This is a genomic window from Rhizobium sp. Root1204 (assembly GCF_001424965.1).
Lineage (GTDB): Bacteria > Pseudomonadota > Alphaproteobacteria > Rhizobiales > Rhizobiaceae > Pararhizobium.
Genome location: NZ_LMCZ01000034.1, coordinates 75,293 through 97,453, shown reverse-complemented (window position 1 = coordinate 97,453; position 22,161 = coordinate 75,293). Strand labels below are relative to the sequence as shown.

General features: G+C 59.6%; 22 protein-coding genes. 6 read left to right on the top strand and 16 right to left on the bottom strand.

Annotated elements, in window-relative coordinates; all coding sequences use genetic code 11:
- Positions 1–17: 17 nt before the first annotated feature.
- From ASC96_RS21630 to ASC96_RS21590, 9 genes are all read right to left on the bottom strand, one after another.
- Complete coding sequence (locus ASC96_RS21630; protein ID WP_060505169.1) at positions 18–1,361, bottom strand: pyruvate dehydrogenase complex dihydrolipoamide acetyltransferase; 1,344 nt, start codon at positions 1,359–1,361, stop codon at positions 18–20.
- Positions 1,362–1,375: 14 nt separating this feature from the next.
- Entirely contained in the window at positions 1,376–2,758 is a 1,383-nt protein-coding gene (locus ASC96_RS21625; RefSeq protein ID WP_060505168.1) for a pyruvate dehydrogenase complex E1 component subunit beta, read from the bottom strand.
- Between the two features lie 21 nt (positions 2,759–2,779).
- Entirely contained in the window at positions 2,780–3,826 is a 1,047-nt protein-coding gene (gene pdhA, locus ASC96_RS21620) for a pyruvate dehydrogenase (acetyl-transferring) E1 component subunit alpha (RefSeq protein ID WP_060505167.1), read from the bottom strand.
- Positions 3,827–3,973: 147 nt separating this feature from the next.
- Positions 3,974–4,282 carry a septum formation initiator family protein gene (locus ASC96_RS21615; protein ID WP_060505166.1) on the bottom strand — a complete coding sequence of 103 codons (309 nt, stop codon included), beginning with the start codon at positions 4,280–4,282 and terminating at the stop codon, positions 3,974–3,976.
- 134 nt (positions 4,283–4,416) lie between these two features.
- Positions 4,417–5,691, bottom strand: coding sequence for a phosphopyruvate hydratase (gene eno, locus ASC96_RS21610; RefSeq protein ID WP_060505165.1), 1,275 nt, complete (start codon positions 5,689–5,691; stop codon positions 4,417–4,419).
- Between the two features lie 133 nt (positions 5,692–5,824).
- Positions 5,825–6,667 (bottom strand): 3-deoxy-8-phosphooctulonate synthase, encoded by an 843-nt coding sequence (gene kdsA, locus ASC96_RS21605; RefSeq protein WP_200954908.1) that lies wholly within the window; start codon positions 6,665–6,667, stop codon positions 5,825–5,827.
- Positions 6,667–7,560, bottom strand: coding sequence for a VOC family protein (locus tag ASC96_RS21600; RefSeq protein WP_060505163.1), 894 nt, complete (start codon positions 7,558–7,560; stop codon positions 6,667–6,669). Before ASC96_RS21600 ends, kdsA begins: the two co-directional genes overlap by 1 nt.
- A gap of 138 nt (positions 7,561–7,698) precedes the next feature.
- Positions 7,699–8,439 carry an SDR family oxidoreductase gene (locus ASC96_RS21595; protein WP_060505162.1) on the bottom strand — a complete coding sequence of 247 codons (741 nt, stop codon included), beginning with the start codon at positions 8,437–8,439 and terminating at the stop codon, positions 7,699–7,701.
- Between the two features lie 36 nt (positions 8,440–8,475).
- Positions 8,476–9,240: an SDR family oxidoreductase gene (locus ASC96_RS21590; RefSeq protein ID WP_060505161.1), complete on the bottom strand. Its 765-nt coding sequence runs from the start codon at positions 9,238–9,240 to the stop codon at positions 8,476–8,478.
- 139 nt (positions 9,241–9,379) lie between these two features.
- On the opposite strand from ASC96_RS21590, the gene ASC96_RS21585 reads away from it, so the two are divergent.
- The gene (locus ASC96_RS21585) at positions 9,380–10,291 is read left to right on the top strand and encodes a LysR family transcriptional regulator (RefSeq protein WP_060505160.1); all 912 of its coding nucleotides are present in this window, start codon (positions 9,380–9,382) and stop codon (positions 10,289–10,291) included.
- 9 nt (positions 10,292–10,300) lie between these two features.
- Here the strand turns inward: ASC96_RS21585 and ASC96_RS21580 are convergent, their stop codons facing one another.
- The 3 genes from ASC96_RS21580 to ASC96_RS21570 form a co-directional block, all read right to left on the bottom strand.
- Complete coding sequence (locus tag ASC96_RS21580) at positions 10,301–10,873, bottom strand: transglycosylase SLT domain-containing protein (RefSeq protein WP_060505159.1); 573 nt, start codon at positions 10,871–10,873, stop codon at positions 10,301–10,303.
- 115 nt (positions 10,874–10,988) lie between these two features.
- Positions 10,989–12,692, bottom strand: a complete 1,704-nt coding sequence (locus ASC96_RS21575; protein ID WP_060505158.1) for a GH32 C-terminal domain-containing protein — start codon at positions 12,690–12,692, stop codon at positions 10,989–10,991.
- 758 nt (positions 12,693–13,450) lie between these two features.
- On the bottom strand, positions 13,451–14,044 hold the full coding sequence (locus ASC96_RS21570) for a TetR/AcrR family transcriptional regulator (protein WP_060505157.1): 594 nt from the start codon (positions 14,042–14,044) through the stop codon (positions 13,451–13,453).
- 154 nt (positions 14,045–14,198) lie between these two features.
- Between ASC96_RS21570 and ASC96_RS21565 the strand changes: the two genes are divergently transcribed.
- Together ASC96_RS21565 and ASC96_RS21560 are read left to right on the top strand one after the other, a co-directional pair.
- Positions 14,199–14,597 carry a RidA family protein gene (locus ASC96_RS21565; protein WP_060505156.1) on the top strand — a complete coding sequence of 133 codons (399 nt, stop codon included), beginning with the start codon at positions 14,199–14,201 and terminating at the stop codon, positions 14,595–14,597.
- A 258-nt stretch (positions 14,598–14,855) separates the two neighbouring features.
- The gene (locus ASC96_RS21560) at positions 14,856–15,860 is read left to right on the top strand and encodes a methyltransferase (RefSeq protein WP_060505155.1); all 1,005 of its coding nucleotides are present in this window, start codon (positions 14,856–14,858) and stop codon (positions 15,858–15,860) included.
- 88 nt (positions 15,861–15,948) lie between these two features.
- Here ASC96_RS21560 and ASC96_RS21555 read toward each other — a convergent pair whose 3' ends face one another.
- From ASC96_RS21555 to tpiA, 3 genes are all read right to left on the bottom strand, one after another.
- A complete protein-coding gene (locus ASC96_RS21555; RefSeq protein WP_060505617.1) occupies positions 15,949–17,586 on the bottom strand; it encodes a CTP synthase in 1,638 nt (545 codons plus the stop codon).
- Positions 17,587–17,730: 144 nt separating this feature from the next.
- The gene (secG, locus tag ASC96_RS21550; RefSeq protein WP_060505154.1) at positions 17,731–18,207 is read right to left on the bottom strand and encodes a preprotein translocase subunit SecG; all 477 of its coding nucleotides are present in this window, start codon (positions 18,205–18,207) and stop codon (positions 17,731–17,733) included.
- Between the two features lie 255 nt (positions 18,208–18,462).
- A complete protein-coding gene (tpiA, locus tag ASC96_RS21545; RefSeq protein ID WP_060505153.1) occupies positions 18,463–19,233 on the bottom strand; it encodes a triose-phosphate isomerase in 771 nt (256 codons plus the stop codon).
- A 205-nt stretch (positions 19,234–19,438) separates the two neighbouring features.
- Between tpiA and ASC96_RS21540 the strand changes: the two genes are divergently transcribed.
- The 3 genes from ASC96_RS21540 to ASC96_RS21530 all read left to right on the top strand — a co-directional run bounded on the left by ASC96_RS21540 (position 19,439) and on the right by ASC96_RS21530 (position 21,411).
- Positions 19,439–19,999: a cytochrome b gene (locus tag ASC96_RS21540; RefSeq protein ID WP_060505152.1), complete on the top strand. Its 561-nt coding sequence runs from the start codon at positions 19,439–19,441 to the stop codon at positions 19,997–19,999.
- 80 nt (positions 20,000–20,079) lie between these two features.
- Positions 20,080–20,658, top strand: a complete 579-nt coding sequence (locus tag ASC96_RS21535; protein WP_244482291.1) for a YceI family protein — start codon at positions 20,080–20,082, stop codon at positions 20,656–20,658.
- 204 nt (positions 20,659–20,862) lie between these two features.
- Positions 20,863–21,411 carry an OmpA family protein gene (locus ASC96_RS21530; protein ID WP_060505150.1) on the top strand — a complete coding sequence of 183 codons (549 nt, stop codon included), beginning with the start codon at positions 20,863–20,865 and terminating at the stop codon, positions 21,409–21,411.
- Between the two features lie 27 nt (positions 21,412–21,438).
- Here the strand turns inward: ASC96_RS21530 and ASC96_RS21525 are convergent, their stop codons facing one another.
- Positions 21,439–22,131: a TetR/AcrR family transcriptional regulator C-terminal domain-containing protein gene (locus tag ASC96_RS21525; RefSeq protein ID WP_060505149.1), complete on the bottom strand. Its 693-nt coding sequence runs from the start codon at positions 22,129–22,131 to the stop codon at positions 21,439–21,441.
- Between the last annotated feature and the right edge of the window lie 30 nt (positions 22,132–22,161).

Here is a 22,161-nt window from a genome sequence, read left to right as displayed (position 1 = left end):
GGGGAGGGAAAATTCACTTAGACCAGCATGCCCATCGGGCTTTCGATGTAGCGCTTGAACGCGCCGAGCAGTTCGGCTCCAAGCGCGCCATCGACGGCACGGTGGTCGGTCGACAGCGTCACGGTCATGACATTGGCAACGACCATCTGGCCCTTCTTGACCACGACCCGCTCCTCGCCGGCCCCGATCGCAAGGATCGTTGCATGCGGAGGATTGACGACAGCGGCGAAATTCTTGACGCCCATCATGCCCATGTTCGACACAGCCGTCGTGCCGCCCTGGAACTCTTCGGGCTTCAGCTTGCGGCTCTTGGCGCGGGCGCCGAGATCCTTCATCTCGTTGGAGATGGCCGACAGGCTCTTCAGCTCGGCGCTGCGGACGATCGGCGTGATCAGGCCACCCGGGATCGACACGGCAACACCAACATCGGCGTGCTTGTGCTTGACCATGTTGGTTTCGGTCCAGGAGACGTTGGCATCCGGAACGTCGCGCAGGGCCAAGGCAAGCGCCTTGATGACCATGTCGTTGACCGAGAGCTTGTAGGCTGGCTTGCCGTCCCGTTCCGGCGCTGCCGTATTGAGCTGCGCACGCAGCGCAAGCAGCGCATCCAGTTCGCAATCGACGGAGACGTAGAAATGCGGAATGGTCTGCTTGCTCTCCTGCAGGCGCTTGGCGATCACCTTGCGCATGCCGTCATGCGGCACGAGTTCGTAGGAGCCTTCGGCGAAGTTCTTGAGAACAGCTTCGTCGGACGCGCCCTTGGCAAGTGGTGCCGAAGCAGATGCGGCCGCGGTTGCCGGAGCAGCAGCGGAAGGTGCAGCTTTTGCGCCACCACCGGCAACGGCAGTTTCCACATCCTTCTTGATCACGCGGCCATGCGGGCCCGTGCCGGCAACAGCCGAGATATCGATCCCGGCATCCTTGGCCAGACGGCGGGCCAGCGGCGATGAGAAGGTGCGCATGCCGGATGACGCCGGAGCCGATGCCTGTGCGGCAGCCGGGGCCGGAGCAGCGGCTGGTGCCGCTTCTGTTTTTGCCGGTGCGGCTTCAGCCTTGGCAGGCTCGGCCTTCGCAGCCGGTGCCGCACCGCCGCCGGAAGCGGCAGCAGCAATGTCTTCTCCATCAGCAGCGAGGATGGCGATCACGGCATTGACCTTGACGCCTTCGGTGCCTGCTGCAACGACGAGCTTGGCCACGGTGCCTTCGTCGACGGCTTCGACTTCCATCGTCGCCTTGTCGGTCTCGATCTCGCAGAGAACGTCACCGGCGGAGACCTTGTCACCTTCCTTAACCAGCCATTTGGCGAGGTTGCCCTCTTCCATGGTCGGCGAAAGGGCTGGCATGGTGATGTTGATAGGCATCTCTTCACCCTCCCTTATTTGTAGCAGACGGTCTTTACCGCCTGGACGACTTCGCCGACATTCGGCAGGGCCAGCTTTTCAAGGTTGGCGGCGTAAGGCATCGGAACGTCCTTGCCGGCGATCGTCAGGATCGGCGCATCGAGATAATCGAAGGCCTGCTGCATGACGCGGGTGGCAATTTCGGTACCGACGGAGGACTGCGGGAAGCCTTCCTCGACGGTGACCAGACGGCCGGTTTTCTTGACCGATTCAATGACCGCCGGAAGGTCCATCGGACGGATGGTTCTGAGGTCGATGATCTCGACGTCGATGCCTTCCTTCTCCAGTTCCGCTGCAGCCTTGACCGCATAGGTCATGCCGATGCCGAAGGAAACGATGGTGGCATCCTTGCCGACGCGATGTGTGCGCGCCTTGCCGATCGGCAGGACGAAATCGTCCATCTTCGGCACATCGAAGGAGTGACCGTAGAGGATTTCATTTTCGAGGAAGATCACCGGGTTCGGATCGCGGATCGCAGCCTTAAGCAGACCCTTCGCGTCAGCGGCCGTGTACGGCATGACGACCTTGAGGCCTGGAATATGGCTGTACCAAGCGGCATAGCACTGCGAGTGCTGGGCGCCGACACGGGCAGCAGCACCCGACGGACCACGGAACACCATCGGAGCGCCCATCTGTCCACCGGACATATAGAGGGTCTTTGCCGCCGAGTTGATGATATGGTCGATCGCCTGCATGGCGAAGTTGAAGGTCATGAACTCGACGATCGGGCGCAGGCCGGTCATCGCAGCACCGACGCCGATACCGGCAAAGCCGTGTTCGGTGATCGGCGTGTCGACAACGCGGCGGGGACCGAATTCCTGCAGCAGCCCCTGCGTGATCTTGTAGGCGCCCTGGTATTCGGCGACTTCCTCGCCCATGACGAAGACGTCTTCGCTGCGGCGCATTTCTTCGGCCATCGCATCACGAAGCGCTTCGCGCACGGTGGTGGAGACCATTTCGGTACCGGCCGGAATATCCGGGTCGGAGGGAATGTCAGCTTTCGGCTGGGCCGGAACGGGCGCGGATGCTTCCGACTTTGCCGGTGCTTCGGTCTTGGCGGGCTCTGCAGCAACAGGTGCCGCGGCCTTCGGCGCGGCAACATCCCCGGCGCTCTCGCCGTCCTGCAGCAGGACTGCAATCGCGGTATTCACCTTGACGCCTTCGGTGCCGGCAGCAATCAGGAGCTTGCCGATAACGCCTTCGTCAACGGCTTCCACTTCCATGGTCGCCTTGTCGGTTTCGATTTCGGCGATCACGTCGCCGGAAGTGACCTTGTCACCTTCGTTTTTCAGCCACTTGCTGAGCGTGCCTTCTTCCATCGTCGGGGACAGAGCGGGCATCAGAATTTCGATAGGCATGATGTTTTCCTCGTCCCGGTCTTAAAGCAGAATATCGGTGTAGAGCTCGGATACATCCGGCTCCGGATCGGCCTGGGCAAAATCGGCGCTGTCGGCAACGATGTCGCGAACCTCCTTGTCGATTGCCTTCAGCTCGTCTTCGCTCGCCCAGCCGTTGTCCAGCAGGCGCACCCTTACTTTTTCGATCGGGTCGTTCTCGGAGCGCATCTTCTGCACTTCGTCCTTGGAGCGGTACTTGGCCGGATCGGACATCGAGTGACCGCGGTAGCGGTAAGTCTGCATTTCGAGGATCATCGGCCCCTTGCCTGCCCGGCAATGCTCGACAGCTTCATCACCCGCCGCCTTGACGGCGCGTACGTCCATGCCATCAACCTGGAAGCCGGGAATGCCGAGCGCTACGCCGCGTTGCGAAAAATCGTGACCGGCAGAGCCGCGCGACACCGACGTACCCATGGCATAGCGGTTGTTCTCGACAATGTAGATGACCGGCAGGTTCCAGAGAGCCGCCATGTTGAAGCTCTCGTAGACTTGGCCCTGGTTGGCGGCGCCGTCGCCGAAATAGGCAAGCGAAACGTTGTCATTGCCGCGGTAGCGATTGGCAAAGGCCAGACCGGTGCCGAGCGAGACCTGCGCACCGACGATGCCGTGGCCGCCGTAGAAATTCTTTTCCTTGGAGAACATGTGCATCGAGCCACCCTTGCCGCGGGAAAGCCCGCTGCGGCGACCGGTCAGCTCGGCCATGACGCCACGTGCACTCATGCCGCAAGCGAGCATATGACCGTGGTCACGATAGGCAGTGATAACCTGATCGCCTTCCTTCAGCGCCATCTGCATGCCGACGACGACAGCTTCCTGGCCGATGTAGAGGTGACAGAAACCGCCAATGAAGCCCATGCCATAGAGCTGGCCCGCTTTTTCCTCGAAACGGCGGATGAGGAGCATTTCGCGATAGGCCTTCAGATCGGTATCGCGATCGAACTCGGCGATCGTGCCCTTGGTGAAGTCCTTTTTAGCTGGCTTTGCAGCTGCCTTGCGACTGGAAACGGACGCGGATTTTCGCGGTGCCATTCAATCCTCCCTATGGTTGGCTTTTGCGGTACCATAGGGAAAGAATGCGATCACAGCAATGCCATATTTGCATGGCTTATATTCCCATCAAACCATTGATAAGAATAGAGTATTTGGAATTAACCTGTTTCCGGTTAATGTGGCAACTCAGTGAAAAATAACGATTTCGTCGCTGCGAGACATGTTCAGCCCAAACCGCGCCTTTTCGTCCAGCATGTCACGCTCAAGCGAGCCGTCGCTGAGCAGAGCAACTTCCTTTTCCAGCACCTGACGCTTTGCGGTCAGCTCATCCAGCCGTGCCTGACGCTCGATGCGCTGCCGGTCAAACGTCTCCGTCGCCTTCAGCCCAAAGTCGCCATGAATGGAATGATAACCGAAATAGCTAAGGAACGCGATAGTGATGAGCGGCATGACAAACCGCCCCAGCTGCCGTTTTTTATGGTGTTTGGTCCACATAGATCATGCCCTGATACGCAATACTTAAACACGCTACCAGCCATTGATTAACCGACCGTTGACCATAAAGCCGGCAACGAAAAACCCGCGTCCGTTTCCAGACGCGGGTTTCATCATTGCGATGCTTGTGCGGATCAGCCGCGCAGGATCGAGCGGCCGGCATATTTTGCCTGCGGGCCCAGCTGTTCCTCGATACGGATCAACTGGTTGTACTTGGCAAGCCGGTCAGAGCGCGACAGCGAACCGGTCTTGATCTGTCCGCAATTGGTGGCAACGGCGAGATCGGCGATGGTCGAGTCTTCGGTTTCGCCCGAGCGGTGCGACATGACGGCGGTATAACCAGCCTTGTGTGCAGTCTCGACGGCGTCGAGCGTTTCCGACAGCGAACCGATTTGGTTGACCTTGACGAGGATCGAGTTGGCGACGCCCATCTTGATGCCGTCGCGCAGGCGCGAGGAATTGGTGACGAACAGATCGTCGCCGACCAGCTGGCACTTCTTGCCCGCGAGATCGGTCAGCGTCTTCCAGCCTTCCCAATCGTCTTCAGCCATACCGTCTTCGATCGAAGCGATCGGGTACTTGGCAGCCAGTTCGGCCAGGTATTCGGCCATTGCGCCCGGCTCGAGCGTGCGGCCCTCGCCTTCCATGACATACTTGCCGTCCTTGAAGAATTCGGTCGAGGCACAATCGAGGCCGAGGAACATGTCTTCGCCCGGCTTGTAGCCAGCTTTTTCGATCGACTTCATGATGAAGTCGAGCGCTTCCGTGGCGCTGTTCAGGCCCGGAGCAAAGCCGCCTTCGTCGCCGACATTGGTGTTGTGACCCTTGGCCGACAGTTCCTTCTTGAGAACGTGGAAGACTTCCGCGCCCATGCGAACCGCGTCACGCAGGCTGTCGGCGCCAACCGGCATGATCATGAACTCCTGGAAGTCGATCGGGTTGTCGGCATGCGCACCGCCGTTGATGATGTTCATCATCGGCACCGGCAGAAGGCGGGCGTTCGGGCCACCGACATAGCGGAACAGCGGCAGGTTGGAGGCTTCCGCGGCGGCCTTGGCAACAGCGAGCGAAACGCCGAGGATGGCGTTGGCGCCAAGACGCGACTTGTTGGCCGTGCCGTCCAGCTCGATCATCGTTGCATCGATGTGCAACTGGTCTTCGGCATCCATGCCGCCGATGGCTTCGAAGATTTCGCCGTTGACGGCTTCGACAGCCTTTTCGACACCCTTGCCGAGATAGCGCTTGTCGCCATCACGCAGTTCGACAGCTTCATGTGCGCCGGTGGAAGCGCCCGAGGGAACGGCGGCGCGGCCAAAGCTGCCGTCTTCGAGATGGACGTCGACTTCGACGGTCGGGTTGCCCCGGCTGTCGAGAATTTCGCGGCCGATGATGTCGATGATTGCAGTCATGATCTCTTCCCTGCTTCAAACATGGTGGTGGAGGATGGCCCTGTCATAAGTCATGGACCGGAAATTACAATGGCGGGGCCTGAGCAATCGCAGCCAGCGCCCGGCCTTCAAGAAAAATTCACAAAACCCGCACTCAGCGTTTCGCGACCGCATCGAATGCCAGCAACGTTTCCAACAGGCGCGGCATATCCTTCAAGTAGACCATGTTGGGGCCATCGGACGGAGAATTGTCCGGGTCCTCATGCGTCTCGATGAACACACCGGCGACACCGACGGCAACGGCCGCACGAGCCAGGGTCTCAACGAACTCACGCTGACCGCCCGACGATGCGCCCTGCCCGCCCGGCTGCTGCACGGAATGGGTGGCGTCAAAGATCACCGGCGCGCCAAGGCTCGCCATGATCGGCAGCGAGCGCATGTCCGAGACCAACGTGTTATAGCCGAAGGAGGCGCCGCGTTCGCAGAGCAGAACGTTCGGATTGCCGCTTTCGGTGAACTTGGCAAGCACGTTCTTCATGTCCCAGGGGGCGAGGAACTGGCCCTTCTTGACGTTGATGACGCGACCGGTCTTGGCAGCGGCAACCAGAAGGTCGGTCTGGCGTGAGAGGAAGGCCGGGATCTGCAGGATATCGACGGTCGGCGCAACCAGCGCGCACTGCTCTTCCGTGTGGATGTCGGTGATAACAGGAAAGCCGAATTCCTTCTTCAGGTCGGCAAAGATTTCCATCGCCTTTTCCAGGCCGATGCCGCGCTTGCCGGAGATCGACGTGCGGTTGGCCTTGTCGAAGGACGACTTGTAGACATAGCCAAGGCCGAGCGACTTGCAGAGTTCGACCATCGTGCCGGCGATCATGAAGGCGTGGTCGCGGCTTTCCATCTGGCAGGGGCCGGCAATCAGCGACAGCTTCTGCGTATTCGAAAACACCACCTGATTGGCGCCGCTGCCGGCAACGACGTTTGCATTGGTCTGCATGATTATTCTCCGAATGCGAAGATGACGCCCTGCCCCGGTGCTTCCGGAACGAGCAGGCGATTGTCTTTTCTGATGAAGTCTACCGCGTTGGCGGTAAGAAAATGCTCGGTCACGGCCAGATCGGCAACCTTGAAGACGATGGCCCGGCCGCGCAGGCCGCGCGAATGGCCCGACGTCGTCTTGTCGAAGAAGCCCGACATGCCGGCCTGATTGAGGACGGAAATTTTCACACCATTGCGGGTTTCGATATCCATGCCGAAGGAATGCGCCGAGACTTCGCGCTCATCGACCACCTCCTGAAGGATATACTGGAAATCGGTCGGGTTCGGCTCCGACAAAACCACCTCGGCAAGGCCGGTCACCCCATTGGCGTGACTTTCCAACGCTGCGCGGTCGGAAGGCAGCGACTTGACGCGCTGACAGCTGAAAAAGAAGAAATCCGGTGCGCGCAGGTCGGCGGCAAACGACAGGCGAAAACTGGCAACAGCTTCGGAACCATCCGGCAGTTTCATCGGCCGCGAAAATTCCAGCATGTTACCTGCCGAAATGCCTCTTTCCTGGAACCGGGCATGGTCGGCCTTTGCATCATCGCTGCTGACCACGATTGCGGAAAACCCGTCTTGACCACGACGGAACCGGTAAGCCTGATCACGAGCGGTAAAGGCATTGCCGGCGAGCGCCGCTGCTTCGCAATCCTCGCGCTGGGCAATACCCAGTGGCTCAAGATAGGTCTTGTCGGAAAAGAACACGCAGGCGTTTTCGGTTCCGAAAGGATGAAGCGCATCCGCAGCGACGGTAAAACCAAGCTGCTCGTAGCGACGCCTGGCGGTTGCCAGATCGATGACCGGCAGGACCAGATGGTCGAGCAGACGGGGTGTACGGGAGGCAACGCTCATGATTTTCCCTGAAACTGGTCGTTGGCTGGTGCTTTGCCCGTTTTGACCGTCGATTTCAAGGAAATGTTGAAACTTCAACTTTGTGTCGATTGTATAGGCATGGCCCGATAGTGAAACACCGGGCCATGTGGGAGATCGTCAGAGATTGCTCATGCCGCCATCGATGACCAATTCGCTGCCGACCGTATAGGTCGATTCGTCAGAGGCGAGGAAAACCACAGCCTTGGCGATTTCGGAAGGGTTGCCAAAGCGGCCAGCAGGGATTTTCGCCGCAGCCATGGCCTCGGTATCCGCAGACGACATGCCGAGCTTGCCGTAGAGCGGCGTTGCGACCGGGCCGGGACTGATGGCGTTGACACGAATGCCGCGGCCGATCAGTTCACCCGACAGGGTTTTGGCAAAGGACAGCAAGGCGGCCTTGGTAAGCGCGTAGACGCTGGTATTGGGCATGCCGATATGGGCGTTGATCGAAGTGTTGAGCACGATCGAGGCCGGATTGGCAAGGATCGGCAAAAGCGCCTGGATCAGGAAGAACGGACCTTTGACATTGATCGCGACGGAGCGATCGAAGGCCTCCTCGTCGAACTGTTCGATCGGCCGGAAATCAGCCGCACCGGCATTGACGAACAGGATATCGAGATGACCGAACGCGGTCTTCACGGCATCCGCGACCGCCTTTTGTCCAGCGGCGTTGCCGGCATCGGCCTGAATGACCAATGCCCTTTCCCCCAGTTCTGCGCGGGCCGCCTCGATGGTGGCAGGGCTGGTGCCAGTGACGGCAACGCGGGCACCCTCGGCAATAAACTGGCGGGCGGTTTCAAGGCCGATACCGCTGGTGCCGCCGGTGATCAGGGCCGTCTTGTTCTGCAAGCGTGACATGATGAATTCCTTCTCTTTGCCGTTCGGCGAACTGGCTCAAGTGCGGGTGATCGAGGCGCCGCCATCGATGAGCGATGCCGTCCCTGTGACGAACGCCGCATCGTCCGAGGCGAGATAAAGCACCGAGCGGGCAAGCTCTTCAGGGGTAGCCACCCGCTTCAGCGCATGCAGGTTGGTGATGAAGGACTGCGATTCAGGCGTATTGTTCATCTCGCGATACATGTCCGTGTCGACAGCACCTGGCAGGATGGCATTGACGCGCACGCCTTGCGGACCGAATTCGGCGGCCAGTGCCTGGGTCAGGCCAATAAGGCCAGCCTTGGAGGCAGCGTAGGCAGCAACACCCGGGAACGCGAAGCTGTAGCCGACGAAGGTCGAGGTGAAGATTACCGAACCTGCGCCGTGTTTGACCATTTCAGCGATCTGGTGCTTCGCACCGAGAAACGAACCGGTGAGGTTGATGGCGATAGCGTCATTCCAGCCTTGTTCGGAGACGCCGGTTGATGGGCCGGCTTCGCCGAGCGTTCCGGCATTGTTGAAGGCAACGTCAAGGCGGCCGTATTTTTCGACGGCAAGTGCGACGAGCGCCTTGGCATAATCTTCCGAGCGGACATCACCGGCAAGAGCGACGGCTTGCCCGCCATCAGCCCTGATTTCGGCAACGAGCGCGTCAAGTTCGCTCTGGCGGCGGGCACCGACGACGAGTTTTGCACCCTCGGCTGCGAACAGCTTTGCCGTGGCGCGGCCGATGCCAGCGCTGGCACCGGTGACGATTGCAACTTTGTTGGACAGGCGTTCCATGATCTCTTCCTCTTTGGCAGAGCGGTTGAGACGCCATGTGGCTATCTCTTCATGCCGTTTGCTTGAGGCGAATATGGCTTTATTCCAACGTTCTGATTAGTCTGCAAATCATGGAACTCGCATCCGGAAAAACCGAACAATGATGAAGCTCGATGGCATAACAAGTTTCGTCGCGGTGGCAGAAAGCGGATCGATCAGCGAGGCGGCCCGGCGGCTTCGGCTATCGAAATCAGTGGTCAGCGAGCGGCTTGCCGAACTGGAACGCAGCCTTGGCGCCAGCCTGCTTCATCGCACCACGCGCAAGCTGACGCTGACCGAGGATGGCGCGGCCTTTCTGGAGCGCGCCAGCCGGATCGTCCAGGAAATCGACGAGGCCACCGCCGACATGGCCGAACGGCGCGGGACAATTTCCGGGCCGTTGCGCATCTCGGCGCCAGTCACCTTCGGCCGCATGCATCTCGGCCCGGCGCTTTATCCGTTTCTAGCCGCACACCCCGATGTGCAATTGACGCTTGATCTCGATGATCGGCGGGTTGATGCCGCAGCCGATGGATACGATGCCGTCGTGCGCAACGGGCCGATCGCCGATTCACGTTTGATGGCCTGGCGCCTGGCGCCAAGCCGGCGCGTGCTGGTAGCCTCACCCGCCTATCTCAGGGACAACGGCAAGCCAGCATCCATCGAGGAACTCGAACAGCATCGCGGCATCTTCTACACCAATCGCGGCGTTGCCGACTGGCGCTTTCCCAGCATCGGCGGCACGGTGATCGTGCGCGGCAAGATGGGGCTCGGCCTCAACAATGGCGACATGCTGCGCGACGCGGCTATTGCGGGCCTCGGTATTGCGCTCATTCCGATGTTCATCGTTGGTGCGGACGTTACTGCAGGCAAACTCGAGACCATCGATATCGGCGTCCAGCCGGAGCTTGAATATATCCACATCGCGCACCCTGAAGGACGGCGTCCATCTGTCAAATTAAGGGCGATCGCCGATCATCTGCGGGCCGCATTCGGCAGCCCGCCGTATTGGGATCCAGCTTTCTCAAATTAAGCACGCTGCTCAATTGCAGGAACGCAACTGCTTAGCATAGGCATTGGCGATATTTGCCGAGCGCTGGGCTGCCTTCTGCAGCTGGGTATTGCCGCGCCAGCCGCCTTTTCTGTAGCCGGCATCCCCGAGATAGTACGCCAGATAGAGATTGTAGGCGTCGTTGCGGGCAATGCCGTTCTTGCGGCTGTTCTTGTTGTGATACCAGGCGACGAAGTGGATCGCGTCGGAGAATTTCGTCCGCCGCGCCAAAAGGTTGCCGGTCGATTGCTTGTACTCCGACCATGTGCCGTTCAGCGCCTGCGAGAAGCCGTAGGCGGTCGATTGGCGTTTCCACGGGATAAAGCCGAACAGTTTGGTGCGGGGCGGCCGGGCATTCGGGCGGAAACCGGATTCGGTGTAGATCGTCGCCATCAGGATATGCACCGGCACGCCATACTGACGCTCGGCGTGGTTTGCGGCGCGCTGCCAATTGTTGAACCAGCCGTCACGCTGCTCGAAAATCGCGCAGGCATTCCGGGTATCCCTTGGGGCACTCGCACAACCGGCCAGAAGCAGAAGGGCGACGATAAACGCAATACGCATCGCTCAAGTCTCTCACTTTCAGAGAGATTACTAACCGGTAAACGTTAAAGAGAGGTTTTTAGATAAATCGGGACGGCCCTTTTACCCGTCTCCGACCGATTCCGAACGGAAAAGCCTATAGTTTCAACGCCAAAATTTTGCCTGACGTAACGTAACCCTTCTCGGCCTCCAGACGTGCCGAGCGAACCGGCTCGAACCCTTCGATGCGTTTCGTTCCCGCCCAGCGGCCATGATCGGCAAAGACCTCGATCGAGCCCGCATCGAGGAAAATCCGCAGACTGACGGGACGGGCACCGCGGGCGATGTAGCGCGGCAGGGTGACGACGCCCGGGAGGGTGTAGAGGATGGACAGGCCCTCCGCATCAAGTTGCAGCGCCAGATCCACATCGGGATGATCGAAATGGAGAACGAAGGGCGCGCCGGGCCAGGACAGTTCCAGCAGGATTTCGACGGCGCCGGTTTCCAGACGAACGGTTTCGCCGGTCACAAGTCTGGTTTCGTCGATTACACCGTTGCGCAGGCTCTCGACCGCCGAAACCGGTGGCGTCAGCACCGCGCCGTCCTGAAGGTGCAGGTTTCTTGGCAGGGTCATCGCGGTTGGGAAATCGATCGTGTGGGAGACATCCGCCCAATTGGCGAGCCAGCCGATGCCGACCGGTGCGCCGTCATCGACAAAAGCCTGAAAGGCATAGTTGTCGGTGCCGAAATCCAGTTCCTGCTCGAAATCCGTCAGAAAGCGAACCCCGTCGAAATGTCCGACCGCAATCAGCGTCAGGTTCTTGCGTCCGGTATCGGCATGGGTGCTGTTCATCAATCCGTAGATCAGGCCCCAACGGGTCTTCGGATCATTCGCCGGGCCATCGAGCGGCAGCAGGCAGGGGCACTCGATGACGGCGGTGCCGAACCGCTCCTCCAGCAGCAGCGTTCCGGTAAAACGCCAGCCATCGGCGCCGGTGGGATCATCGGTCTCATAAAGAAGGATGACGCCGCCTTTTTGGCTGAGGCTGCCGAGCACCATTTTCCACAGGCCGTCCGGCCCCTTGACGACGTAAGGGTCGCGGAAATCGAGCGTCAGGCCAAGGCCCGCCGGGCGATTGGGCAGAATGATTTCCGCCTGGCTGGCGGTGATGATGTTGTGCGAGGTGGCGGTCAGCTGCACTTGGGTTTCCGGCGTGCGATCGATCACCTGTTCGGTGAAGAAGACGCGGATGCCGCCGTCATTCTCAATCGGGATGGCGGAACCGGAAAAGGCCCCGCCCCTCCGGTCCGGCCGCGCCGTCAGGTCTTCGGAGGGAAACAGGAAGACCGGCATGTGATGCCAGTGGATATAATCTTTAGACACCGCATGGCCCCAGTGCATGGTGTTCCAGCGAAGGCCATGGGAGTAATGCTGATAGAACAGGTGCGGGCGCCCGGCGAAACGGCCAAAGCCATTGGGATCGTTCATCCAGCCGAAGGGCGGGCGAAAATGATAGCCATGCGGCACGGGGGCAGGCGCATTGGCGGCGCTGGTGTGCATGACGGTAATACCCTTTTCCACCACCTCGGCGGCGTTGAAAAAATAGGCGACGGAGACCGCCGTCGTCGTCCTGTCGTAGACACAGGAGAGCGCACCGCCGCTGGTGGCGACGAAGGTACGGAACACATATTCCTCGGCATTGCTGACGGAGACTTCGCCGATCTTGTCGCCGCCGAGCATGAACGCCATCGTGCCCGGTGCATCGGGCGTCAGCGCCTTCAGCCAGACATGCAGCGTGGCGCTGAGCGGCACGTCGGCGCGCAAGACCTTCAGTGTTTCCGTGGTGATTTCATCCGCCATTCCCGCGCTCCTTCTTCCGGCCCGCAGCGGCCTCCCGAATGAAGAAACGATGCAGGCTTTTCCCAAAAGCCATTCAAGCGACCTAGTGCCAAACTGCTGGATGTAAAGACAACGATCCGGCGTAGCGGACAGCAAAAGCATCCCCGCGCGGTGTCCGCCGTGGTTTTGAAAAAACATGCACTCAATCGGACGGGGCACTGGAAACCGCCTCTAATGAGTAAATTTAATTGACGCCTTCCAGCGCCCCGTTTGGCGTTCTCTCGGGAGCTCTCCTCCCTACAGACCCCGACTGCGGATCCTCTGACCCGGGACGATCGACGCGACATAGATTTCCGGTTCCGGCGTTCAGCATCACGGTTCCGGTACGTCACGATCCTCATCCCGGCATGCGTGCCACACAGGCACACCCGCCCCAGAAGGACAGGGGGAATCCATTTTCCGGGGGCTCTCCTTCCGGTCCGCCTGACGTTCGCAGCCTCCTTGCGNATGCGTGCCACACAGGCACACCCGCCCCAGAAGGACAGGGGGAATCCATTTTCCGGGGGCTCTCCTTCCGGTCCGCCTGACGTTCGCAGCCTCCTTGCAGGAGACGGTGAGGCTTCACGTGGAGCGCCAGCCCTGCCTCGCCGCAAACGTCTTGCGGTGTATCCGTGACAGAACCCCATGATCATCACACGGTTTTTCAGGGCGGGGATTTGCGGGGATAATTTTTCTTTGAGATGGCGCGCTGGTTTGGAATTGGCGCGAGCAAGGGCCGTTTATGCGAGCCTCACCAGAAGACCCGTGGCCAGGGACTGGAATGCCTCGACAGCCTTCGGCAGGACGTCCTGCGGATCGTCACTGGCAGCGATCCAAAGCGCAGCATTGAGTGCTGCCCCACTGAGAAGGCGGGCGGCGGCTTCGGCATCCACAGGTTTAAGAACTCCTTGTAAAATCAATCGCTCTACCGTTTGCCGGGTCGCCTGTAGACAACTGCTTTGGCTCGGCCATTGCGACGGGTCACCCAAGACGGCAGGACCATCGCGCAAGACGATGCGTTGCACTTCAGGATCCAGCGCCATCTCGATATAGGCCGCACCTTCGGCCAGCAGACACTGCCAATCGCCTCCCGCCCCTGCCCCGATCTGTTGCGCGCGCGAAGCCATTTCAGAATCGATCTGCTCGACAACTGCCGCCAGAAGCCCCCGTTTGTCCCCGAAATTATGATAGAGGGCGCCACGCGTCAGACCAACTTCAGCGGTCAAATCGTCCATTGACGCGGCTGAATATCCTTTTTCGGCAAAGGCCCTGCGTGCGGCCGCAATCAGCTTGACGCGGTTTTCTTCCATCATCTCGAGGCGCCGGTTGGCCATCTTATCCTCAAATTCATATACGCTTCGTATACGAAATTGACATGCGAGGCGCATGCTGCTATTTCGTATACGCACCGTATATGAAATAGCATGACCTGTGAAGTACAAAGCGCCGCTCACCAAATGCGGTCCCATCCCATTACGAGAGATGAAAATGACACAACGCCAAGCAATCTTCCCCCCGAACAAACATGCTCTCTATGAGGAGCATGGTTATTCTGCTGCCATTCGATCCGGTGACCTTCTGTTCGTATCCGGGCAGGTCGGCAGCCGCACCGATGGAACGCCTGAACCTGATTTTGAACAGCAAGTCAGACTAGCCTTTAAAAATCTTGAGGCCACGCTGGGCGCAGCCGGATGCACATTCGATGATATCGTGGATGTGATGTCGTTTCACACTGACCCCGAAAACCAGTTCCCATCCATCATGACCGTCAAGCAACAGGTTTTCAGCAAGCCGCCTTACCCTAACTGGACCGCAATCGGTGTCAATTGGCTCGCCGGCTTCGATTTCGAGATCAAGGTTATCGCGCGCATTCCAACCGACGCGTGATTTCCCGCCGTGGCAAACTCGATCCAATTGAAAACTCACGCACTATAGTGTGCTCAACATTCCCGGCGAGGGCCGATATCGGCCCTCGGATTACCCAATCGGCGCATGGATTGCACTCAACGAAAGACCGGCATAGCTGCTGCCACAGTTATCTTCTGCACCATTCCCCCGGTCTCACCGTCCACCGAACAAGCGCTCGACAGAGCCATTGCACGACAATAAAGTTACCGGAGTTTTCTTCTGTCGAGGGCGTTTGCGATGACGTTGAAGAATGCAATTCCGCAACCCACTCTCATCCAATCTCTTCAAGCATCCATTGCTCCGGCATTCGCCCTGCATGCCGGCGTGATACTCGGCGTGTTTACTGTACTTGGCGACACTACCCTCACGGCAGCAGATGTGGCGCGCGCTCTGAATGTCGATCCGCGCCGCCTCGAGCGATTGCTGTATGCCTTGGTTTCGGCTGGCCTTCTGGAAATCCACGACACAGGTTTTTGCAATGGTCCGGAGGCGGCCGCGTACCTTGTCCAGGGAGAACCCGGCTATATCGGCGAGGAGCACCAACTTCTCGATGAACTCTGGCGTGCAGATCTGATGACCGCCACATCTATTCGCGAGGCACGTCCCGCCGCGAAACATGATTTCGCCACGTCAGATCCCGAGGAAGCACTGGCATTCTTCCGTGGAACGGCGCCAAGTGCATTGGCCTTCGGACGCCGGCTGGCGGACATGATCGACTTCGAAGGCGTGCACTCGGCCATCGATATCGGTGGCGGGCCTGGCCATTCCCTCATCGGACTGCGTGAGACCAAGCCTGGCCTTCAAGTTACCCTGCTCGAATTTCCGGCGAATATAATACTTGCGAAGAAACTTCTGGCAGGAGAACCACTCGCCCATGGATTGAGATTCGAGGCCGGCAATATCGTGGAGACACCGTCGAGCACTCCCCACGACCTTGCCATTCTAAAGGCGGTGATCCAGGTGCTATCACGCGACGAGGCGGCCAAAGCCATTCGCAACACCCATGCCAGCCTCAAGTCAGGCGGAAGAATAGTGATCAGCGGTGTCGGCATTCTCAACGATGACCGGGTGTCACCGTTGGAGGCCGTCTTCTACGATTTGACCTTCATGAATCTTTATCCGGAAGGCGCGTCGTATACCCGACGCGAATACCGTTACTGGCTGTCGGAAGCGGGCTTCGTCGACATTGCATTCGATACCATGCCATCGGGAAGCCAGTTGATCTCGGCGAGAAAACCGTAGCTACGAACAAAAACCGCCCGCAACGGTTTGTTGCGAGCGGTTTATGTATCTGAACTCATGGTGAGTTACTGGCTAACGCCGAATCTTGTCAGACCAACCGGCTCTGCTCCACCGCCGCTTCGATGAAGCTCGCGAACAGCGGGTGCGGATCGAGCGGGCGGCTTTTCAGTTCCGGGTGGTACTGGACGCCGATGAACCATGGGTGATCAGGGTACTCGACAGTTTCCGGCAGCACGCCGTCCGGTGACATGCCGGAGAATTCCAGGCCGCAGGCTTCCAGCCGATCCTTGTAATCGACATTCACTTCGTAGCGATGGCGGTGACGCTCGGAAATATCGGTCGAGCCGTAGATATCGGCGATCTTGGTGCCCTTCTTGAGGCTGGCCTTGTAGGCACCGAGACGCATGGTGCCACCGAGATCACCGGAGGCTGCGCGCTTCTCCAGCGCGTTGCCCTTGACCCATTCGGTCATCAGGCCGACGACTGGCTCTTCGGTCTTGCCGAATTCAGTCGAGGACGCCTTTTCGATGCCAGCGAGATTGCGGGCCGCTTCAACGACTGCCATCTGCATGCCGAAGCAGATGCCGAAATATGGCACCTTGCGCTCACGGGCAAAACGAACCGCCTGGATCTTGCCTTCGGAGCCGCGCTCGCCAAAACCGCCGGGCACGAGGATGCCGTTGACCTTCTCGAGATAGGGCGACGGATCTTCCTTTTCGAAGACTTCCGACTCGATCCACTCAAGCTTGACCTTGATCCGGTTGGCGATTCCGCCGTGATACAGCGCCTCGATCAGCGACTTGTAGGCATCTTTCAGGCCGGTGTACTTGCCAACGATGGCGATGGTCACCTCGCCTTCCGGCGTGCGGATGCGGTTGGCGACTTCGAGCCAGTTTTCGATGCGCGGCGCCGGTGCCGGCTCGATGCCGAAGGCGGCCAGGACCTCGTTGTCGAGGCCTTCCTTGTGATAGGCGATCGGAACGTCATAGATCGACGCGACGTCGAGCGCCTGGATGACGGCGGACGGACGGACGTTGCAGAACAGCGACAGCTTGCGGCGCTCTGCCTCCGGGATTTCGCGGTCGGCGCGCACCAGCAGGATATCGGGGTGGATGCCGAGCGCCTGCAGTTCCTTGACGGAATGCTGGGTGGGCTTCGTCTTCAATTCGCCTGCAGCTGCGATGTAAGGCATCAGCGTCAGGTGGAGATAGATCGCGGTGCCGCGCGGAAGATCGTTCTTCAGCTGGCGGATCGCCTCCATGAACGGCATCGCCTCGATATCGCCGACAGTGCCGCCGATTTCGCAGATGACGAAATCGAACTCGTCATTGCCTTCGGTGACGAAGTTCTTGATCTCGTTGGTGACGTGCGGGATGACCTGGACAGTGGCGCCGAGATAATCGCCGCGGCGTTCCTTGTCGATGATGTTCTTGTAGATGCGGCCGGTGGTGATGTTGTCGGTCTTGGTCGCCGAGCGGCCGGTAAAGCGCTCGTAGTGACCGAGATCGAGATCCGTCTCCGCGCCATCGTCAGTCACGAACACTTCGCCGTGCTGCGTCGGGCTCATGGTGCCCGGGTCGACGTTGAGATAGGGGTCAAGTTTGCGAAGCCGCACCCGGTAACCCCGGGCCTGCAGCAACGCTCCGAGAGCAGCTGCGGCTATCCCTTTGCCAAGGGAAGAAACCACGCCGCCAGTGATGAATACATATCGCGCCATGGGCTTCACCGGATACCGTTTCAAAAATGATTCCGCCACCGAAAAATTCATCTTTCAGAATTTTTTCGTTCAAAAGGTTCGGGTGGCAAAATTCAAACAAAAGAAAACCGGCGGAAGACTGGCTTCCGCCGGCGATTATATCTGCATTGAGCCTTACTGGCCGCTTGGGACTTCCGAACCGGACGTTGCCGGCTTTGTTTCGGTCGTCGCAGGTGTCTGGGTTGCTGCCGGCGTCTGCGTAGTGGTCGCAGGCGTCTGGGTGGCGGCGCCGGACTGTGCGGGTGTCTGCGTCGGTGTCTGGGCAGGCGTCTCGCCAGCTGGCGGTGTTGTGCCGCCGCCGAGCGAATCAAGCACGCCGTTGCCGTTGTTGGTCGTGCCCGGGATGCGGTCGAGAACGTCGGTGGCGTTCGGCTGGTAGCGGGCGAGAATGCCCATGCCGAGCGCCAGCACGAAGAACAAAGCTGCAAGGATCGCCGTGGTGCGGGTCAGCGCGTTGGCGGTGCCGCGTGCGGACATGAAGCCCGAGCCGCCGCCGATGCCAAGGCCGCCGCCTTCGGAGCGCTGAATGAGCACGACGCCGATCAGCGCCAGCACAACCATGAGATAGATGACAAGCAATACGGTCTGCATTTTGTCCAGTCCTGCCTTAGATCACGCCTCGCCCGGCTTCATGAGAAAGCCTGATCTGAAACGCGATCGAGTGATCGTCCGGCATGGGAGACGCATCGAAATTGCAACGCAAGTTTCTGCGTCCGCTCCAGGCGGCAAAGATTAGTGTTGCGGCTGCATATACCAAGCCACCGCGCATTAAAAGCCCCTGCCCGTCTCTCCATGGACTTAATACCAGAGATAGACGGACAGAAATTTCAGGAATGGTCGCCGGGATCAGGCCGTGAGTTCGTCATACGCCCGGTAGATGGCGAGGAAGTCGTCGGCTTTCAAGCTTGCCCCGCCGATCAGTGCGCCATCGACATTGGCAACGCCCATCAATTCCCTAGCATTGCCCGGCTTGACGGAGCCGCCATAGAGGATGCGCATCTTGGCGCCGGCCGGGCCGAAGCGCGCGACGAGCTCTGCGCGCTGGAAGGCGTGGGCTTCCTCGACGTCAGCTGCCGTCGGCGTCAGGCCGGTGCCGATCGCCCAGACCGGTTCATAGGCAATCACGGTGTTTTCAGCGGTGGCGCTGTCCGGAATGGAGCCTGCGAGCTGGCGCTTCAGGACGTCCAGCGTCTGGCCGCCCTTGCGCTCATCACCGGTCTCGCCGATGCAGATGATGGCAATCAAGTCGGCAGCATAGGCAGCCTCGGCCTTGGCGCGAACGAGAGCATCCGTTTCCTTATGGTCGGTGCGGCGTTCGGAATGGCCGACGATGACATGAGTGCCGAAGCAATCGGCGATCATTTCGGCGGAGATGTCACCGGTATGGGCGCCGGACACCTTTTCGTGGCAATCCTGCGCGCCGATCAGCAGCGGGCTGTCGTCGCACAGCGCCGTTGCCACATAGAGCAGCGTCGCGGGCGGGCAGATCAGCGTCTCGACTTTTGCAGACAGATCGCCCTTGACGCCTTCCGCCATCGCCTTGATCTGATCGAGCGACGCCCGCAGACCATTCATTTTCCAGTTTCCGGCAACAAGCGGTTTTACCTCGGGCGTCATGTCGTCTCCTTAAGGGCATTGTCCTTTTCCCGGCAAAGGCCCTAGCAAATAAGCCGGGCAAAGAAAAGCTTACCGGCAACCTGGTAGCCACGCTGCGGCCGGTTTTCCAAGCGCCGGTATCGAAACCGTGAAGGCTGACCGGCTTGTCCGCACCGCGCGAAAGAGCGATGATTCGGCCAGTGCTTTTGACAGCCGGAGATCGGTGATGCTGCGCAACGGGCCGGATACGTTCGGGTGGGTGACCATTCTGCTTCACTGGACGATTGCCGTCCTGATCGCCGGGTTGCTGGTGCTTGGTTACGCCATGACCCTGCCAAGCATTGACCCGGTGTTGCAGTTCGACCTTTTCCAGTGGCACAAGTCCTTCGGGTTCACAGCCCTTGGCCTTTGTATCATCCGCGTTCTCTGGTGGCTGGCGGGCCGGCATCCGGCGGCCGTTGCGGGGCTCTCGATCCGGGAAAGACAGGCGAGTTTTGCCGTCCACAGCCTGCTTCTCTGCCTGACCCTGGCGGTGCCAATAACCGGCTGGGCACTCGCATCAGTCTCGACGCTCGATATTCCGAGCTTCTATTTCAATCTCGTCGTCATCCCGCATCTGCCGCTGGAGAAATCCGCCGTTGCCGAAACCGTGTGGACAACCGCCCACGCCATTCTCGCCTACGGCCTTGCAGCACTTGTGTTGCTGCATGCGGCGGCGGCCCTCCACCATCACTTCATCCGCCACGACGCGGTGCTTGTCCGCATGCTGCGCAGCCGCCGCAGCTAGGAATATTTCCGCTGCATCGTGCGTCTTACACGGCGAAAACCGGGCAATTGGGAAGGACCATAAAAATGTCTGCGCATTCAATGGTAATCACCGCCGCATTGATGACACTTGCGGGTCTCGTGGCTCATCCGGCCTTGTCTCAAGCCAAGGCGCCGACGCTGGATGACGCGGCCGGCCGCTACGATATCGACGGATCGTCACAGATCAACTTCAAGGTCGGACAGGTCGGCGGCGGCGGCATTTCCGGCAAATTCACCAAATTCTCCGGCACCTTCCAGCTGGATAGCGGCGACATCGGCAAATCCGTGGTGGAATTCTCGCTCTATCCGGAAACCGTTCAGACCGGCGAACCGCGCATCGAGAACTTCCTGCGCTCCACCGCCGTGTTCGATACCGCAGCCTACCCGAAAATCGTCTTCCGCTCGACCAGGATCACCCGTACCGGCGAGGACACGGCACAGATCGAAGGCAACCTGACGGCCAAGGGAACGACCCGAACCGAACATTTCGATGCGACACTGACCAAATGGAACCGGCGCGTCATCGGATTTCACATCCAGGGCGGGGTCTTCCGTACCCGCTACGACATGTCGGTCGGAATACCGATCTATTCCAATATCGTCGAGTTCGACATGATGGTGAACGGGCAAAAACACTAGCCTTTCCGATGCCGCCAGGCTGCGCCGTTATACTGCCCGTAAACTGTTCCTGCGGGAACATGTGAGCCAGCCGCTTGCGGCCCAAGATGCATTGAAGCCGCCGCTCCCTGTTTGGGAATTGACGGCGTATTAGGCGCAATTCTACTCTTTGCAGCATTGCTTATTCTTCAGTTATTTCATGGCCTGGAAATCCGGGGCGGTCACATGCGGTATGCTTTTTTCCAATCTCTTGTGTTCAGTCTCGGCCTGTTTCCGGCGGTGGCTTCGGCGCAGGACGTGCTGACCACGGCAACACCGGATCTGCTGATCCGCTCGCTCAACCCGGCCCTGGCGCAGAAGGAGAAAACCCGGGGATTGAAGATCGTTGGCGCCAAGGATCTGGAAACAGTCAACAGCTACGGCGACAGGCTTTTGGCGACGGTCAATCTCGCGGTCAATTTTCACTTCGGTTCGGCTGAACTGACACCACAGGCAGAGCGCCTTCTCGACACTGCCGGCACAGCGCTGCAATCCAGCGAGCTTGCTTCCTACCGGTTCGTGATCGGCGGTCATACGGATGCGGCCGGCACCGACGCTGACAATCTCGACCTCAGCCGGGCGCGGGCCGCATCAGCGACGCGGTATCTGTTGACGCATTACAAGATCGATACGAGACGGCTGGTTCTGCGGGCATTTGGCGAAACCGCCCTGCTCTTTCCGGCCGATCCCGAAGACGGGCGCAATCGCCGGGTCGAAATTTCGACGCTCAAATAGTGCGTGGAGATTCGACAACTACCAGCCTCATTTTTGAACGAGGCCATCCAGCAGGAAGTCGAGACCTTTCCTGAAAACGCCATCCCAATCGTTGTCCAGCAGCAGACGCGAGCGTTCGATTGTCGGGTAGTGTTCGCTGAGACGTGTCAGTCGCTGATGCCCTGCCGTCCTGTCCTCTTCCGAGAGGTCGAAGCTCGCCCGAGTGATGGTCGCGCCGATCACATAGTTCCAGAGCGACCATATCGCCGCGTTCAGATCTGCGTCGGCGACACCGGCTCTGGCCAAGGTCTTGCTCAGCAACTCCAACCGGCCGAGGATGTTTGCGCCAAGGGCTCGTTGCGGCAACAACGATGCTGACCAAGGGTGGCGCAACATGCTGGCGCGCCAGTCTTCGAGCATGTGAATGGCTTCCTGGCGCCAATCTTCAGCCTTGCCCGTTGCCGACGATCCGCGATATTCGAACACCGCGTTGAGGGCCAGATCAACGAGTTCCTCCTTGTTGGCGACGTGCCAATAGAGGCTCATGGCGCCCGCTCCGAGCCGGTCGGCCAGCCGGCGCATCTTCAATCCGCCGATGCCTTCAGCGTCCAGCAGTTCTACCGCAGTGGCGACGATCCGCTCCAGGGAGAGAGACGGCTCGCCGCGCTCAGCCGCAGGCTGGATCGACATATCTGTCTGTTGAGGCCGTTTGCTCTGCGCGCCGCTGCCTTTGCCTGCCATCCGTCTTCCTCACCGATCAGAATGCCGATG